The organism is Streptococcus suis YS161 (genome assembly GCF_002760245.1).
Taxonomy (GTDB): Bacteria; Bacillota; Bacilli; order Lactobacillales; family Streptococcaceae; genus Streptococcus; species Streptococcus suis_I.
In genome coordinates this window covers 1-16,821 of sequence record NZ_ASCA01000033.1, presented here as the reverse complement: position 1 = coordinate 16,821, position 16,821 = coordinate 1, and the positions used below count along the sequence as shown (strand labels likewise).

At 45.7% G+C, this 16,821-nt stretch carries 13 protein-coding genes and 1 pseudogene; 11 read left to right on the top strand and 3 right to left on the bottom strand.

Translation table 11 applies throughout. The annotated features are described in order from the left end of the window. Positions 1-23: 23 nt before the first annotated feature. A complete protein-coding gene (gene sohB / locus SST111_RS04500; RefSeq protein WP_099810163.1) occupies positions 24-1,034 on the bottom strand; it encodes a protease SohB in 1,011 nt (336 codons plus the stop codon). Positions 1,035-1,202: 168 nt separating this feature from the next. Here sohB and SST111_RS04495 point away from each other — a divergent pair, with 168 nt between their 5' ends. Further along, the gene (locus SST111_RS04495) at positions 1,203-5,594 is read left to right on the top strand and encodes a PolC-type DNA polymerase III (protein WP_099810162.1); all 4,392 of its coding nucleotides are present in this window, start codon (positions 1,203-1,205) and stop codon (positions 5,592-5,594) included. Between the two features lie 143 nt (positions 5,595-5,737). Then, positions 5,738-6,340 carry a nitroreductase family protein gene (locus tag SST111_RS04490; protein WP_044687525.1) on the top strand — a complete coding sequence of 201 codons (603 nt, stop codon included), beginning with the start codon at positions 5,738-5,740 and terminating at the stop codon, positions 6,338-6,340. Positions 6,341-6,704: 364 nt separating this feature from the next. Here SST111_RS04490 and SST111_RS12180 read toward each other — a convergent pair whose 3' ends face one another. Continuing rightward, a complete protein-coding gene (locus SST111_RS12180) occupies positions 6,705-7,004 on the bottom strand; it encodes a hypothetical protein (protein WP_180274026.1) in 300 nt (99 codons plus the stop codon). Between the two features lie 114 nt (positions 7,005-7,118). Here SST111_RS12180 and SST111_RS04480 point away from each other — a divergent pair, with 114 nt between their 5' ends. The 9 genes from SST111_RS04480 to SST111_RS04425 all read left to right on the top strand — a co-directional run bounded on the left by SST111_RS04480 (position 7,119) and on the right by SST111_RS04425 (position 16,243). Further along, positions 7,119-8,360: an aminopeptidase gene (locus tag SST111_RS04480; RefSeq protein ID WP_099810160.1), complete on the top strand. Its 1,242-nt coding sequence runs from the start codon at positions 7,119-7,121 to the stop codon at positions 8,358-8,360. A gap of 377 nt (positions 8,361-8,737) precedes the next feature. Beyond that, entirely contained in the window at positions 8,738-8,971 is a 234-nt protein-coding gene (locus SST111_RS04470) for a GlsB/YeaQ/YmgE family stress response membrane protein (RefSeq protein ID WP_002938398.1), read from the top strand. A gap of 675 nt (positions 8,972-9,646) precedes the next feature. Beyond that, entirely contained in the window at positions 9,647-11,209 is a 1,563-nt protein-coding gene (locus tag SST111_RS04460; RefSeq protein WP_099810159.1) for a 2-isopropylmalate synthase, read from the top strand. A gap of 8 nt (positions 11,210-11,217) precedes the next feature. Further along, the gene (gene leuB / locus SST111_RS04455) at positions 11,218-12,270 is read left to right on the top strand and encodes a 3-isopropylmalate dehydrogenase (RefSeq protein WP_099810158.1); all 1,053 of its coding nucleotides are present in this window, start codon (positions 11,218-11,220) and stop codon (positions 12,268-12,270) included. Continuing rightward, positions 12,267-13,658, top strand: coding sequence for a 3-isopropylmalate dehydratase large subunit (gene leuC, locus SST111_RS04450; RefSeq protein WP_099810157.1), 1,392 nt, complete (start codon positions 12,267-12,269; stop codon positions 13,656-13,658). Before leuB ends, leuC begins: the two co-directional genes overlap by 4 nt. After that, a complete protein-coding gene (gene leuD, locus SST111_RS04445) occupies positions 13,658-14,251 on the top strand; it encodes a 3-isopropylmalate dehydratase small subunit (protein WP_099810156.1) in 594 nt (197 codons plus the stop codon). The genes leuC and leuD overlap by 1 nt, the downstream gene beginning before the upstream one ends. 340 nt (positions 14,252-14,591) lie before the next feature. Beyond that, complete coding sequence (locus tag SST111_RS04440; RefSeq protein ID WP_024391429.1) at positions 14,592-15,377, top strand: L-threonylcarbamoyladenylate synthase; 786 nt, start codon at positions 14,592-14,594, stop codon at positions 15,375-15,377. Between the two features lie 382 nt (positions 15,378-15,759). Further along, positions 15,760-15,981 carry a type II toxin-antitoxin system RelB family antitoxin gene (relB, locus tag SST111_RS04430; protein ID WP_044687545.1) on the top strand — a complete coding sequence of 74 codons (222 nt, stop codon included), beginning with the start codon at positions 15,760-15,762 and terminating at the stop codon, positions 15,979-15,981. Position 15,982: 1 nt separating this feature from the next. Further along, entirely contained in the window at positions 15,983-16,243 is a 261-nt protein-coding gene (locus SST111_RS04425; RefSeq protein WP_024391431.1) for a type II toxin-antitoxin system RelE family toxin, read from the top strand. Positions 16,244-16,440: 197 nt separating this feature from the next. Here the strand turns inward: SST111_RS04425 and SST111_RS12175 are convergent. Then, positions 16,441-16,821: pseudogene (locus SST111_RS12175) on the bottom strand (hypothetical protein); the annotation flags it as partial.

The following is a 16,821-nucleotide window of genomic DNA, read 5'->3' as shown; positions in this document are numbered from 1 at the left end:
GTACAGTTTCTGCAAACTCTTTTTTATCGAATCGAACTAGATTTGTTGACCAGCTTTAGTATGAGGTTGGACAGGCTGGTTTCGACTTGAACACCGATGCGGTTGATGAGAGATTTCTTCTCTTCAAATTTGACTAGAAGTACCTGTCTCTCGTGAATTTGATTCAAAATCAAATCATCACTAGTCGCGATTTCATCAACTAGGTGGACCTTTTTGGCACTAGTTCTGTACCAGGTTTCGCCTGTGCTGACCTGTTCGATGTCTAGTATAGGACGGTTTTCTTGGACGAAATCTTTGAATAGATGATGAACTTCGTTTAATTCTTCTTGGAACTTATCTCTACTTTCAGCAGTATTTTCTCCCATAAAGGTCAGAGTTCGTTTGTACTTACCAGCGGTCATGACATCTACATCAATCTCATGCTTTTTCAGTAGGCGGTGGATGTTGGGGATTTCTGCAACGACACCGATAGATCCAACAAGAGCAAAGGGGGCTGCGACGATTTTGTCAGCGACAGCGGCCATGAGGTAGCCTCCACTAGCCGCAACCTTATCGACTGAAATGGTCAAGGGGATCTGCTTATCTTTTAGGCGAAGAAGTTGGGAGGCTCCAAGACCATATCCATAAACCGATCCGCCGGGACTTTCCAATCGAACCAAAACTTCATCTCCTTGACTAGCCAAAGTCAAGATGGCTGTGATTTCTTCTCTGAGGTTATCAACTTCCTTGGCTTGGATATCTCCGTCAAAGTCTAAGACAAATAAACGTTTGATCGGTTTATCTGTCTCTTGGTCAAGATTTTCTTGTTCTCGTTCTTCCTGAAGTTGTTTGTAAGCCTTTTTGTCCAGTAGTTCTTTTTCAAATTGGTCCTGTTGGTCCAACAGTTTTTCAGATAAATCGGTAATGGTCACTTGACCGTCTGTCTGTTTCGACTTCATTTTTGTGGAAAGGACTAGTAGAAGTAGGACTGCGATGAGTAAGGTCACAATCTTGAGGAAGAAGATGCCGTATTCAATGAAAATGGTTTCCCACAAAATGATTATCTCCTTGTATCTTTAAACTGATTGTATCATATTTCAGCTCGTTCTTTCAATCGCTATCTTAATCTATCTGCCTTCCTATAGTCGGAAAGCTCGTCTAGTCCAAGAAATTTTCCTCTATTTATGGTAAAATGTTTCTAACGAACTACAAAGGAAATGGTCATGTCAGATAAGTTTCAACTCTTACTTCAACAAATAGGAATGCCTCTTGATGCACGACAATCAGGGGCTTTTTCGACTGCAACGATTGAGAAAGTAGTCTTGCACAAGGTCAGTAAACTTTGGGAATTTACCTTCCGTTTTGAAACCCCCTTGCCGCTCATGGACTATCAACTCTTCAAGGCTCGTTTGGCGACGGAGTTTGAAAAGGTGGGCAATAAGATTCAATTTTCTATTGTCAGTGATGCGGAAAGTTTTGAAGCGGGCTTAGTAGAGGCCTATTATCCAGAGGCTTTTACAGAAGATTTGTGTCAGAGTGCAGGTTTCAAGGCGCTGTTTCAATCTTTGGAGGTTGTTTATCGGGAGAATACTCTGTGGATAAAGGGGCCTGAAACTATTGATACCGTTCATTTTCGGAAGAATCATCTGCCAAATCTTGTGGAACAATACAAGCGATTTGGATTTGCTAATCTTGCGGTGGATATTGAAGTTTGTCAGGAGATGACGCAGCAGCAGGCTGCGGCCTTCCATGCGCAAAATGAAGAAATTTACCAGCAGGCTAATGAAGAAAACTTGGCGGCCCTTGAACAACTAGCTCAAATGGCGCCACCACCAGAGGCAGCTCAGCCATTTGTCCCAGAATATAAGAAAAATCGTCCTGCCAAGGTCAATATCGAAAAGGCTGAGATTACGCCTATGATTGAGGTGGATAGCGAGGAAAATCGGATTGTCTTTGAGGGACTGGTCTTTGAGGTCGAGCAGAAGACGACCAAGACGGGGCGGGTCATTATCAACTTTAAGATGACCGACTATACTTCGTCCTTTACCTTGCAGAAGTGGGCTAAGAATGAGGAAGAGGCCCAGAAGTTTGATATGGTCAAAAAGGGCAACTGGTTGCGGGTGCGAGGCAATGTGGAGACCAATAATTTCACCCGAGATTTGACTATGAACGTACAGGAAGTCCAAGAGGTCAAGAAGGAAATCCGCAAAGATCTCATGCCTGAGGGGGAGAAGCGGGTCGAGTTTCATGCCCATACCAACATGTCCACTATGGATGCCCTGCCTGCCGTTGAGGACTTGGTGGCGCGTGCGGCGGCTTGGGGACACAAGGCGGTGGCGATTACCGACCACGGCAATGTCCAGTCCTTCCCCCATGGCTATCATGCTGCCCGTAAAGCTGGGATTAAGCCCCTCTTCGGGATGGAGGCTAATATTGTCGAGGACTCTGTGCCCATTGCTTACAACGAAGCAGATGTAGTCCTGTCTGATGCCACCTATGTGGTCTTTGATGTGGAAACAACCGGTCTCTCTGCGGTCAACAATGCCCTGATTCAGATTGCGGCGTCTAAGATGTACAAGGGCAATATCATTGCAGAATTTGATGAGTTTATCGATCCGGGTCATCCGCTCAGTCAATTTACAACAGATCTGACAGGAATCACAGATGAGCATGTGCGTGGTTCTAAACCTCTAGAACAAGTCCTGCGTGAGTTTCAAGATTTCTGTCAAGATTCCGTCATGGTTGCCCACAACGCGACCTTTGACGTTGGCTTTATGAATGTCAACTATGAACGAGCAGGCTTACCTATTATTAGCCAGCCTGTCATTGATACCTTGGAATTTGCTCGTAACCTTTACCCCGACTTTAAGCGTCATGGTTTAGGTCCTCTCACCAAGCGGTTTGGTGTTGCTCTTGAACACCACCACATGGCTAACTACGACGCGGAGGCGACAGGGCGCCTGCTCTTCATCTTCCTAAAAGATGCCTTGGAGAAGCACAATTTGACCAATCTCAACCAGCTAAATACGGAGCTGATTGCGGAGGATTCCTATAAGAAGGCTCGTGTCAAGCATGCCACGCTCTATGTGATTAATCAGGTTGGTTTGAAAAATATGTTCAAACTGGTCTCTCTTTCCAATACCAAGTATTTTGAGGGAGTTCCACGTATTCCACGGACCGTTCTCAATGCCCATCGTGAAGGCTTAATATTGGGAACAGCCTGTCAAGAGGGCGAGGTCTTCGATGACTTGCTCTCCAAAGGGATAGATGAAGCGGTTAAAACGGCAGCCTATTATGATTTTATCGAAGTTATGCCACCTGCCCTATATGCTCCCATGATTGCCAAGGAGCAGTTTAAGGACATGGCAGAGATTGAAGAAACCATCAAGCAGTTGATTGAGGTAGGACGTAGGGCAGGTTTGCCAGTTTTGGCGACTGGAAATGTCCACTATATTGACCCAGAAGAGGAAATCTATCGGGAAATCATAGTTCGTGCTCTAGGTCAAGGGGCACCGATTAACTGGACCATCGGAAATGGTGAGAACGCTCAGCCAGCACCACTGCCAAAAGCCCACTTTAGAACGACCAGCGAGATGTTGGACGAGTTTGCCTTCTTGGGTGAAAGTCTGGCCCGTGAGATTGTCATTACCAATCCAAATGCTATGCTGGACCGGTTTGAAGATGTCCAGGTGGTTAAGACCGACCTCTATACACCATATATCGAAAAGGCCGAGGAAACGGTTGCGGAATTGACCTATCAGAAAGCCTTTGAAATTTATGGCAATCCCTTGCCAGATATCATCGACCTGCGAATCGAAAAGGAACTGACTTCCATTTTAGGTAATGGCTTCGCCGTGATTTATCTGGCATCGCAGATGTTGGTGCACCGTTCCAATGAGCGGGGCTACCTGGTGGGGTCACGGGGGTCTGTCGGCTCCAGTTTCGTTGCGACCATGATTGGGATTACCGAAGTAAACCCTATGCCTCCTCACTATGTCTGTCCAAATTGTCAACACAGTGAATTTATCATAGACGGTTCCTATGGTTCAGGTTTTGACCTGCCAGATAAGGACTGTGAAAAATGTGGCACCAAGTATAAAAAAGATGGTCAGGACATTCCTTTCGAGACCTTCCTTGGTTTCGATGGAGACAAGGTTCCCGATATTGACTTGAACTTCTCAGGGGATGACCAACCGTCTGCCCATTTGGATGTTCGGGATATTTTTGGTGAAGAAAATGCCTTCCGTGCAGGAACGGTTGGTACTGTAGCGGCTAAGACTGCCTATGGTTTTGTAAGGGGGTATGAGCGGGATTACGGCAAATTCTACCGTGATGTAGAAGTAGAACGCTTGGCTGCTGGTGCGGCTGGGGTCAAACGGACGACTGGTCAGCACCCAGGGGGAATTATCGTATTCCCTGACTACATGGATGTTTATGATTTTACGCCTGTTCAGTATCCTGCCGATGATGTGACGGCCAACTGGCAGACCACCCACTTTAACTTCCACGATATTGATGAGAACGTCTTGAAACTCGATGTCCTGGGTCACGATGATCCGACCATGGTTCGCAAGTTGCAGGATTTGTCAGGCATTGATCCGCAGACCATCCCTGCCGATGACAAGGGAGTGATGGCCCTCTTTTCTGGTACGGAAATTCTGGGAGTTACCCCAGAGCAGATTGGGACGCCGACAGGTATGTTGGGCATTCCTGAATTCGGGACCAACTTTGTACGGGGGATGGTGGAGGAGACCAAACCGACCACCTTTGCGGAACTCTTGCAGCTGTCTGGTCTATCCCACGGTACAGACGTATGGTTGGGCAATGCCCAGGACTTGATTAAGGCAGGAATTGCCGACCTATCCACCGTTATCGGTTGTCGGGATGACATCATGGTTTATCTCATGCACGCAGGTTTGCCACCTAAGATGGCCTTTAACATCATGGAACGGGTGCGGAAGGGCATGTGGCTCAAGATTTCCGAGGAGGAGCGAAATGGCTATATCCAAGCCATGAAGGATAACAAGGTGCCAGACTGGTACATCGAATCCTGTGGAAAAATCAAGTACATGTTCCCTAAAGCCCACGCGGCTGCATACGTTATGATGGCTTTACGTGTAGCCTATTTCAAGGTGCACCACCCAATCTACTATTACTGTGCTTATTTCTCTATTCGTGCCAAGGCCTTTGATTTGGCGACCATGTCTGGTGGTTTAGATAAAGTCAAGGCCAAGATGGAAGAAATCGCCCTCAAGAAGAAAAACAATGAAGCCTCAAACGTTGAACAGGACCTCTACACCACACTTGAGTTGGTCAATGAGATGCTGGAACGTGGCTTCAAGTTCGGGAAGCTGGATCTTTACAAATCCCATGCGACAGACTTCTTAATTGAAGAAGACACCCTCATCCCACCATTTGTCGCTATGGATGGTCTGGGAGAGAACGTTGCCAAGCAGCTTGTGGCGGCGCGTGCCGAGGGTGAATTCCTCTCAAAAACCGAACTCCGTAAACGGGGAGGTCTATCTAGCACTCTTGTTGAAAAAATGGATGAAATGGGCATCCTCGGTAAAATGCCAGAGGATAACCAGCTCAGCCTCTTTGATGATTTGTTTTAAACTTGTTCACTGTTTCTTTGGAAGCAGTGAATTTTTTTATAAAAAAGAAATCAAAACTCTTGACTAATGTTTTTGATAGGTATATAATCTCTACATAGTGATAAACGTTACTATGTAGTAACAAATAGAAAAGAGGAAACTATATGTCAAATTTTGCAAAACTTCAAGAAACTCGCCGTTCAATCTACGCACTTGGTAAAGACTTGCCAGTATCAAATGAAGAAGTAGTAGCACTTGTTGAGAAAGCTATGAAAGAAGCTCCATCAGCTTTCAACTCACAATCAAGTCGTGCCGTTGTATTGTTCGGTGCAGAATCAGAAGCGTTTTGGAACGAAATTGCCTACAGCGAATTGGAAAAAGTAACGCCAGCAGAAGCGTTTGAAGCTACAAAAGGTCGTTTGGCTAGCTTTGCAGCTGGTGCAGGTACGATCTTGTTCTTCGAAGACCAAGACGTGGTCAAAGGCTTGCAAGAGAGCTTCCCGCTTTACGCTGAAAACTTCCCAATCTGGTCTGAACAAGCTCACGGTATCAACTTGTACGCAGTGTGGTTGGCTTTCGCTGAGAAAAACATCGGCATGAACGTACAACACTACAACCCATTGGTTGATGCACAAGTTGCTGAAAAATACGGTATCCCAGCTAACTGGAAACTCCGTGCCCAAGCACCATTCGGAAGCATCGCAGCTCCAGCAGCAGACAAAGACTACATGGCGGATTCTGACCGTGTAAAGGTTTTTGGTAACTAGTAAAGTTTACAGTTTGCTTTATTACGTCGTTAACTCGCTTTGGCGTACTTCAGTACAGCCTGCAGCTCGTTGCCTAGTACTAAAAGCAAACTGTAAACTTTACCCTGCGATGGGATCAGACGTTGTTGACTTGATGTGATGAGTGTAAAGCTCCAGTGGAGCTTTACAGCCTGATCCCTTAAAACAAGAGAGGAGCGGGGTTCTACCTTCGGCTTGCTGACACGAACTTCGTTCGTTTCATCTCCAACCTTAAACTATCTCCCAGATAGTTGAAGCTAGTCTGATTCCAATTTTCATTGAGTATATATACTTACAGTTTGCTTTATTACGTTGGTAGATGGGGAGTGGGAAAGAACTCGACCATTCATAGAAGAGTTCGTCTTCCCACCCCCGCACAGTTGATTAGGTCAGATTTGGAGTGTAAAATACGAACAAATCTGCCAATCAACCACTGCGCTGAGATGTTGACACTAACGTTGAGAAGCGGTGCTGGACTTTTTGCCCAGCCTCTATTTCCAACTTCTAACACTCCACTGGATTGTTTGAACTCGCTTTGGCGTACTTCAGTAAAGCCTGCAGCCTGCTCCCATAAAACAAGAGAGGAGCGGAGTTCTACCTTCGGCTTGCTGACACGAACTTCGTTCGTTTCATCTCCAACCTTCAACTATCTTCCAGAGCTAACCTTTTCAACTTCCTGTATCAGCAGGAAGTTTTTTTATCTGTCTAGCTTAAAATATGATACAATAATAGGGTATTTCAAAGTACAAAGGAGAAAAAAATGGTATTACCAAATTTTAAAGAAAATCTTGCTAAATATGCTAAACTCTTGGTTTCAACAGGTATCAATGTGCAACCTGGTCACACGGTGCAGTTGACAATCGGTGTGGAACAGGCTGAGTTAGCTCGTTTGATTGTCAAAGAAGCTTACGCCCACGGTGCTAAGGAAGTCTTGGTCAATTGGTTGGACGATGTGATTGCTCGTGAACGTTTGGTCAATGTAGATGTGGAACTCTTGGAACAAGTTCATCCACAACGCATCACTGAAATGAACTACCTCTTGGAGCGTAAGGCTAGCCGTTTGGTTGTCTTGTCAGAAGATCCAGGTGCTTACGATGGCGTTGATCCAGAGAAATTGTCTCGCAACGCTCGTGCACTCAGCCAGGCTTTGAACCCAATGCGGCAAGCATCCCAAGCTAACAAAATCAGCTGGACACTCGGTGCAGCCTCTGGTTTGGAATGGGCTAAAAAAGTCTTCCCAAATGCAGCGTCTGACGAAGAGGCAGTGGACCTCCTTTGGGATCAAATCTTCAAGACTTGTCGTATCTATGAGGAAGATCCAATCAAGGCTTGGGAAGAGCATGAAGCACGCTTGGTGGCTAAGGCTAAGGTCCTTAACGACGAGCAGTTTGTTAAATTGCACTACACAGCTCCAGGAACAGACCTCGTTCTCGGTATGCCGAAGAATCACTTGTGGGAAGCGGCTGGTTCGGTCAATGCCCAAGGTGAACACTTTATTGCCAACATGCCAACAGAAGAGGTCTTCACAGCACCTGACTACCGTGTGGCAGACGGTTATGTAACGTCTACAAAACCACTCAGCTACAACGGTAACATCATCGAAGGCATCAAGGTAACCTTCAAAGACGGTGAAATTGTGGACGTGACGGCTGAAAAAGGCGACGAAGTCATGAAGAAATTGGTCTTTGATAATGCTGGTGCACGTGGTCTTGGTGAAGTTGCCCTTGTTCCAGACCAGAGCCCAATCTCTCAATCAGGTGTGACTTTCTTCAATACCCTCTTTGATGAAAATGCCTCAAACCACTTGGCGATTGGTCAAGCTTATGCCTTCTCTATCGAAGGTGGTACAGAAATGAGCCAAGAAGAGCTCAGAGAAGCAGGCCTTAATCGTTCAGATGTTCACGTGGACTTCATGATTGGTTCTAACAAGATGAACATTGACGGTATCCGTGAAGACGGTACCCGTGTACCAATCTTCCGTGACGGCGAATGGGCGATTTAATGATATTTGAATGAAACTGGGCAAAAAGCCCAGGATCACTTCTCAGAGTTCGTATCAACATCTCAGCGCAGTGGTTGATTGGCTTTAACAGTCCAGTGGACTGTTAAAGGTTGGAGATAAGATTTGCGAAGCAAATCTCAGCAATTCGTGTTTTGCACTCCAAATCTGACCTATACGACTGATGCGAACTCTGTTCGCTCTATCTCCGACCTCCAAAGGTTCCCCAAACCTTTGGAGCTATGTGGGGGTGGGAGTGAAACAGTCTGGGGATAGACTGTTTCAGCTCAACAACTGGAAATAAGGACTTGTTGACGAACTCTTTTTGACCTAGTCGAGTTCTTTCCCACTCCCATTTTGTAAATAAGGAGGAATATAAGATGTTAACAAGTATTATCGCGGGAGCCATTATTGGCTTGATTGCAGGGGCTTTGACCTCATCAGATGACCGTCGTGGCTGTCTTGGAAATATTATCCTTGGGCTTGCTGGTTCGTGGATTGGACAGTTGCTCTTTGGTGATTGGGGACCACAATTTGCTGGCATGGCTCTGGTACCGTCAGTCTTTGGAGCAGTATTGCTAGTGGCTATTTTTTCAAGTTCTAGACGGAATTAATATGAACTGTAAGACCAGACTTCTGATGAGGTTTGGTTTTATTTGTGGAGGAACTTGCGTTAATTGCTCTATTGTGAATTGCTCCATTGTTCGGATTTTTCAGAAAATTTCCATTTTTCTGTTGACAAGTGAAAAAAAGTGGGTTATCATAGAAAACAAGTAAAACACAGAGAGGAAAAAGTCAAATGAAACCTGTCACTACAAAATTCTTTGCTTTGTTGTTGCGACGGTTGGGCTAGTGCACTAGGTAGCATTAGTCCTGTTTGGCTTACCAAGCGGGCGCTGTTGACAACATCTCGCAGGTGGTAATCCTCGAGGTGTTTTCTTTTTTATCGTCATTTCGTTTACTTTTATTACTTCGACGAATGTGGAAACTTCGTTTCCTTATTTCCAACTTCAAATAATTTCATCATTATTTGAACTCGCCTTGCCGTACTTCACGGATGTGACTTGCTTTGCAAGTCTAATCTCCCACCTTGCACAGTTCACTGGACTATGCAAGCTGTCTTCGGCTTTTGATGCGAACTAAGTTCGCTCTATTTCCAACCTTCAACAGTCACTACTCTGACTGTTGAAGCTAGTACTAAAAGTAAGTTGAATGGACTGTCAAAATTATAGAGTAAGGAACTAGATGTTCGTATATCTTTAATTTGAAGAGCTTAGAAAGGTATTCTTATGCGTGTGATTGAATTTTTAGATACGACTTTACGAGATGGTGAACAGACGCCGGGTGTGAATTTTTCTATCAAGGAAAAAGTGACCATCGCCAAGCAGTTGGAGAAATGGGGGATTTCTGCCATTGAAGCGGGTTTCCCAGCGGCCAGTCCTGATTCTTTTGAAGCGGTTCGTCAGATTGCGGCGGCTATGACCAAGACGGCTGTGACAGGCTTGGCTCGGTCAGTCAAGTCAGACATTGATGCTTGTTATGAGGCTCTGAAAGATGCTAAGTACCCGCAGATCCATGTTTTCATTGCGACCAGTCCCATTCACCGTGAATTTAAACTTCAAAAGACCAAAGAAGAAATTTTGGCGCAAATCACTGAACATGTCAGCTATGCCCGTGAGCGTTTTGAGGTGGTGGAGTTCTCGCCAGAGGATGCGACACGGACGGAGTTGGATTATTTGCTTCAAGTGGTGCAGACAGCGGTAGATGCAGGTGCGACTTACATCAATATTCCAGACACAGTTGGTTTTACCACTCCACAACACTACGGTGAAATCTTCCATTATCTAACGACCAACGTTAGATCGGACCGTGAGATTATTTTCAGTCCCCATTGCCACAATGATCTGGGAATGGCTGTTGCCAATACCCTTTCAGCTATTAAAAACGGTGCTGGTCGAGTTGAGGGAACTATCAATGGTATCGGTGAGCGGGCAGGAAATGCGGCCCTTGAAGAAGTAGCAGTTGCCCTTGAAATTCGGAAAGATTTTTACGATGTGACCAGTCCGATTGTTCTAAAGGAAACGCTCAATACTTCGGAATTGGTCTCTCGCTTTTCTGGGATTGCCATTCCACGCAATAAGGCGGTGGTCGGTGGCAATGCCTTCTCTCACGAGTCAGGTATTCACCAAGATGGTGTCTTGAAAAATCCATTGACTTATGAAATCATTACACCGGAGTTGGTAGGGGTCAAGAAAAATTCTCTGCCACTGGGGAAACTATCTGGTCGCCATGCCTTTGTGGAAAAACTGAAAGAATTAGACTTGTATTTTGAAGAAAGTGATGTTGCTGGTCTCTTTGCTCGCTTTAAAAATCTGGCAGACAAGAAAGAAAAAATTACGGACACAGATATTCGTGCCTTGGTAGCTGGGACAGAAATCAGCAATCGTGATGGTTTCCAATTTAAAGATTTGCGTTTGGATAGTCAGTCTGACGGAAGTATTCAGGCTCAAGTTACCTTTATCAATCAAGATGAGGAAGAAGTGGTTGTTGTGGAATCTGGCAAGGGTTCGGTTGAGGCTGTCTTTAATGCCATTGACCAATTCTTCCACCAAGAAATTAGCTTGGAACGCTACCATATCGACGCCATTACCGATGGAATTGATGCCCAGGCGCGTGTGCTTGTCGCTGTAGAAAACAAGGCAACGGAAACTGTCTTTAACGCCTCTGGTATTGACTTTGACGTATTGAAAGCTTCTGCAATTGCCTATATTCATGCCAATGTCATGGTACAGAAAGAAAATAGCGGACAGATTGATAAGAAACTATCTGAGAAAGAGTTGCCAACTAGCTAGGAGGAAATATGACGAAAAAAATAGTAGCCTTGGCTGGTGATGGAATCGGTCCTGAAATCATGGAGGCTGGACTAGCAGTCCTCGAAGCTGTTGCTGGGCAAGTAGGATTTGATTATGAGATTGAGGAGAGGGCTTTTGGTGGCGCTGGGATTGATGCGGCTGGCCATCCTCTACCAGATGCTACCTTACAAGCCTGCCGTCAGGCGGATGCGATTTTGTTAGCAGCTATCGGTAGCCCTCAATATGATAATGCAGCTGTTCGACCAGAACAAGGCTTGCTTCAACTTCGGAAGAAATTGGGTCTCTTTGCCAATATCCGTCCGGTCAAAATTTTTGATAGCCTGAAAGACTATTCTCCTCTGAAAGCCGACCGGCTGGATGGTGTGGATTTAGTCATGGTACGGGAGTTGACGGGTGGCATCTACTTTGGCGAGCACCAGCTGGGACCAGACCAAGCCAGTGACATCTGTACCTATCAAGCTGAGGAAATCGAACGGGTTGTCCGCTCTGCCTTTGACCTAGCCCAAAAAAGACGAAAAAAAGTCACCAGCATTGACAAGCAAAATGTGCTAGCGACATCGAAATTGTGGCGGCAGGTGGCGGATGAAGTGGCCAAGGACTATCCAGATGTGACCTTGGAGCACCAGCTGGTTGATAGTGCGGCCATGCTCCTGATGACCGATCCAGGTCGCTTCGATGTCTTGGTGACGGAAAATCTTTTCGGCGATATCTTGTCGGATGAGGCCAGTGTGCTGACAGGGACCTTGGGTGTGCTCCCTTCTGCTAGCCATGCGGTGGCAGGTCCTAGTCTTTACGAGCCTATCCATGGTTCGGCACCCGATATTGCCGGTCAGGGCATTGCCAATCCTGTCAGTATGATTCTATCTGTTGCCATGATGCTGGAAGAAAGTTTTGATTTGATCCAAGCAGGTCAGGCCATTCGCCAAGCCGTTGAAGCGGTCTTTGCACAGGGTATTTTCACTAAAGACCTAGGTGGTAGCGCCTCTACCAAAGAAATGACAGCGGCGATTATTGCACAGCTTAAAAGGAGGTCACCATGAGTGGACAATCTATTTTTGATAAGCTCTGGGATCGCCATGTGATTACAGGGCAGGAAGGACAGCCCCAGCTCCTCTATGTTGATCAACATTATGTTCACGAGGTGACCAGTCCCCAGGCCTTTCAAGGACTGAGGGATACAGGGCGACCTGTTCGGCGACCAGACTTGACCTTTGCGACTTTTGACCACAACGTACCAACCGTTGATATTCACAATATCCGTGATGTCATTTCCAAGGCTCAGATGGATGCCTTGGCGAAGAATATAGAAGATTTCGGCATTCCCCATGCAGCCCACGGTTCGGAACATCAGGGGATTGTCCACATGGTTGGACCAGAAACAGGCAGGACCCAGCCAGGAAAGTTCATCGTTTGTGGGGATAGTCACACGGCGACACACGGAGCCTTTGGTGCCATTGCCTTTGGGATTGGTACTTCTGAAGTGGAGCACGTTCTGGCTACCCAGACCATTTGGCAGGTCAAACCCAAGCGGCTCCTAGTGGAGTTTGTCGGTCAGGTACAAGCAGGTGTCTATGCCAAGGACTTTATCCTGGCTCTGATTGCCCGCTACGGCGTGGATTGTGGTTTGGGTCATGTGGTGGAGTTTGCTGGTCCAGTCATCGACCGACTCAGCATGGAAGAGCGGATGACCATTTGCAATATGTCCATTGAGTTCGGCTCTAAGATGGGCATTATGGCTCCAGACCAGACCACTTTTGACTACCTGCGAGGTCGTGAGTGTGCACCAGCGGACTTTGAGGCGGCGGTGGCAGACTGGAAGGAGCTCTACTCGGATGCGGACACCGTCTATGACAAGCATCTAGTCCTTGATGTATCAGACTTAGCACCGATGGTCACTTGGGGGACCACGCCTGCTATGGGGGTTAGCTTTGACGAAACCTTCCCAGCCATCCGTGACCACAACGACGAGCGGGCCTACGCTTACATGAACTTAGCTCCTGGGCAAAAGGTTGCGGACATTCCCGTTGGCTATGTCTTCCTAGGCTCCTGTACCAATGCTCGCCTCAGCGATTTGCAGCTGGCAGCTAGGATTGTTAAGGGGCGGAAAATAGCAGAGCAGGTTACGGCCATTGTCGTACCAGGCAGTCGCCCTGTCAAGCGAGCTGCAGAAAAGCTTGGTCTAGACAAGATTTTCATGGAGGCTGGTTTTGAATGGCGAGATCCAGGTTGTTCCATGTGTCTGGGCATGAACCCAGACAAGGTGCCTGCAGGTGTCCACTGCGCCTCCACGAGTAATCGAAACTTTGAAGATCGACAGGGCTTTGGGGCCAAGACCCACTTGTGCAGTCCTGCCATGGCTGCCGCAGCTGCGCTTTATGGACGATTTGTCGACACTAGACAGCTAGACATTCTCAAGGAGGGAGTTTAATGCACCAATTTACCACATGGACAGGAACAACCGTTCCGCTCATGAATGATAATATTGATACCGACCAGCTCCTACCCAAGCAGTTTCTCAAGCTGATTGACAAAAAGGGCTTTGGCAAGTATCTGCTCTATGCTTGGCGGTACTTAGACGACAACTACACGGATAATCCTGATTTCATTCTCAATCAGCCTGAGTATCAAGGAGCTAGTATCCTCATATCTGGGGATAACTTCGGAGCAGGTTCTTCTAGGGAACACGCTGCTTGGGCTCTGGCAGATTATGGCTTCAAGGTCATTATTGCAGGTTCCTTCGGGGATATCCATTACAATAATGACTTGAACAATGGCATTCTGCCCATTATCCAGCCCAAAGAAGTCAGGGACCAACTGGCTCAGCTGGCTCCTGACCAAGAAATCACAGTTGACTTGGCCGACCAGTTGATACGGACATCTTTTGGGGAATTCCCTTTTGACATCGAACAGGACTGGAAACACAAGTTGCTCAATGGCTTGGATGATATTGGTATTACCTTACAATATCAGGATTTGATTGCTGAGTATGAGGGGGACCGTCCAAGCTACTGGCAAAACTAGAGTCTTCCATTTTATCTTTTATTACTGCGACGAACGAGGAAACTCCGTTTCTCTATTTCCAACTTCAAATAATTTCATCATTATTTGAACTCGCTTTGCCGTACTTTACAAGCGTTACTTACTATCGTAAGCATGATTTTAAAACTTCAAAAGTCACTACTCTGACTGTTGAAGCATTCTGCAGCTCGTTGACACGAACAATGTTCGTTTTATCTCCAAGCTCTAACTGTCTCCCAGACAGTTAGAGCTAGTACTAAAAGTAAACTGAAAGACTCCTACGAAATATGAAGAAAACAAGCAGTTAGCTCTGCTATGAAACAAAAGAAAAGAGGAAATGATTATGACGAAACAAATTCACTGGGATGGCGCACTTTCACAAGAAGGTCTTGACATTATCAAGGGTGAGGGAGGCGTGATTGTCTGCCCGACTAAGGTTGGTTACATCATCATGACATCTGACAAGGCTGGTTTGGAGCGGAAGTTTGACGCTAAGGAGCGCAAGCGTAATAAGCCGGGCGTGGTTCTTTGTGGTAGCATGGAGGAGCTGCGTGAGTTGGCTCAGTTGACTCCTGAGATTGATGCTTTCTACCAAAAACATTGGGATGAGGACATTTTGTTGGGTTGTATCCTGCCTTGGAAACCAGAGGCTTACGCCAAGTTGCAGGCTTATGGCGATGGTCGTGAAGAGTTGATGACCGACGTTCGTGGGACTTCTTGCTTTGTTATCAAGTTTGGTGTGGCTGGCGAGCAGATTGCTAAGGAAATGTGGGAAAAAGAAGGCCGTATGGTCTACGCTTCATCTGCTAACCCGTCAGGTAAGGGAAATCGTGGTAAGGTAGAAGGTATCGGTGAGCGTATCGCGTCTAAAGTAGACTTGATTATCGAGGCGGATGACTACGTGGCATCTATCCAACCAGACAAGACTATTGAAACCCGCTATGAGCAAGGGGTTATGGTGTCTATGGTAGACAAAGATGGTAAACTGATTCCAGAACAAGGTGCAGATAGCCGTTCTATCAGCCCATGTCCTGTTGTTATCCGTAAGGGTCTAGACATCGACAAAATCATGATGCACCTGTCTGACCATTTCAATTCATGGGACTATAGACAAGGGGAATATTATTAAGATATAGACATTCAGTTTATCTTTTATTACGTCGACGAACGAGGAAACTCCGTTTCCTTATCTCCAACTTCAAATAATTTCATCATTATTTGAACTCACCTTGCCTGATTGAAACAGTCTGGGGGACTGTTTCAAGTCAATGCCTAGAAACAAGAAAGCATTGAGTTATGCCTGCGGCTTTTGAAGCGAACTTGGTTCGCACTATCTCCAGCCTTCAAAGGTTCCCCAAACCTTTGAAGCGAGTACTAAAAGCAAACTGAAAGACTATAAACTATAAATAGGAACGATCCGAAAGGGTCGTTTTTTGCTCTAGTCTATCAGAATGGCTTTACAATTTTTGTGAAATGTGTTACAATGTAACACAAAGAAGTGAGGTAAGATGATGAGTACAGTAACTATCCGATTAAACAAAGAGGAAGAAGTATTTTTCAAGAGCTATGCTCAATTGACTGGTCAAAGTCTTTCAAGTTTATTTAAGAAGGCACTTGAGCGTGATATTGAGGATGAGTATGATTTGAATATTTACCGTCAAGCCTACGAGGAGTACCAGAAAGATCCTGAAACCATCAGTCATGCTGATTTCAAGAAGGAACTTGGTCTGTAATATGTTTCATGTAGAGTATTCTAAGAAGGCGCAGAAACAAATCAGAAAATTGGATAAGCAAATCCAAAGATTATTATTTGCATGGGTGGATAAACACTTAGACGGTACAGTTAATCCGAGGTTGCATGGCAAGGGATTGACAGGGGACCATGCCAATGAGTGGCGTTATCGTATCGGTGATTATCGGCTGATTTGCGATATACAAGATGATAGAATGGTTATTCTGGCACTTGAATTTGGTCATCGTAGAGATATTTACTAATAGCTGTTAATATGAAATAGAACGATCCGAAAGGGTCGTTTTTCGTACTCACATAAAAAACTGGGAGTGGGAAAGAACTCGACTGGTCTAAAAAAGAGTTCGTCTTCCCACCCCCGCACAGTTGATTAGGTCAGATTTGGAGTGTGAAACGCGAACAAATCTGCCAATCAACCACTGCGCTGAGATGTTGACACGAACTATGAGAAGCGAGTCTGGACTTTTTGCCCAGCCTCAGTTTGGTGTTGTTTGATAAGTGATTGGAGGTTATCGAGTAGAGTTTGCTCGTCCGTCAGTTCTAAGATTTGTAGTCCTTTGTCAATTAGTTCCTGCTTATTCTCAGCAAGTCCGAGATAGACATAGGCACGGGCTAGTTGATCATAGCGTTTTTCTTGTTTGGCTAGTTCCATGAGTTTGGTGGCAAAAAAAGTAGACTTGCTGTACTGTTTTTGTTCAAGAAGGAAATAAGCAAATGATTGATAGTATGACAGTATGGTCGGCTGGATCCGCTTGTAATCCTTGTATTTCTCTAATCGTTTTAGAAGGAGATTGGCAGTTTCTTCAAGGGTATCAAGTGAAGA